Annotated in this window: 2 protein-coding genes; both read left to right on the top strand. The window is 46.1% G+C overall.

The features are described from left to right. Window positions 1–275: 275 nt before the first annotated feature. Window positions 276–617, top strand: a complete 342-nt coding sequence (locus A3763_RS29460) for a YigZ family protein (protein ID WP_068759947.1) — start codon at window positions 276–278, stop codon at window positions 615–617. Window positions 618–676: 59 nt separating this feature from the next. Then, on the top strand, window positions 677–867 hold a 191-nt coding region (locus tag A3763_RS29465), incomplete at its 3' end, for a DUF1949 domain-containing protein (protein WP_231872117.1).

The raw sequence follows: 867 nt of genomic DNA on the forward strand, positions 1-867 counted from the left end.
AACTACAACTGGCACTCATCCTATGGGCCCAACAAGATTAAGTTTGGCGGCATCGCTATCAATAGTTATAAGCTACACATTCACCAAAGTGTAAAGAGCGCGCAAGGATACCCGAGATCGCCTATTCGGCATAGTGCTAAGACATATTCAATCTGGCAATATCACAAAAATTTATGCTAGTTTACAATTTTAGTCGAGATCAGAGTTTCGTCGAACCAACATCTCGTTTATAGGCTGTGCGTAAGTCGGCTTATCCCAATCAGGAACATCCAGCCATGGCGCTTAGTTACTTAGTCCCTAAAGACTGCATTGAAACTACTTATGAAATAAAGAAGAGTCGTTTTATCGCCCGGCATTTTAGTGTTACAGATAGAGAGCAGGCCATGCTAGCTTTGGCACAAGCTAAACGAGATTACCCCGATGCTCGCCATCATTGCTGGGCCTACCAAATCGGTCCACCTCATAGTCCGAGTTTCGCGGCCATGTCTGACGATGGCGAACCCGGTGGCACCGCAGGCAAGCCGATACTGAATGTCATTCAACATAAAGATATTGGCGATGCCATGATCATTGTGATTCGTTATTTTGGTGGTATAAGCTCGGCGCAGGCGGATTAGTCAGAGCATACTCCCAGGCGGCCCAGCAAGCCTATGACGAAGGTGAAACAGAGTTGAAAGTGGAACTCGACGAATTCCAAATACAATGTGATTTTTCAGACGAACAGGCTATCCGACACTGGCTTTTTCAACATCAAGGCGAAGTCATCGGCACTGAGTATCAACAAGCCGTGACGATGAAGATAGCCATTGATGATCGACATCTAAGCGACTTGAGTGCTTACCTGCATGCACTCAAAAGCGCCTCTTT

This window comes from Oleiphilus sp. HI0128, from assembly GCF_001635365.1.

What these genes read in the sequence shown, in the direction of transcription:
- A3763_RS29460 (WP_068759947.1), top strand. Translation starts at nt 276, where the DNA reads ATGGCGCTTAGTTACTTAGTCCCTAAAGACTGCATTGAAACTACTTAT.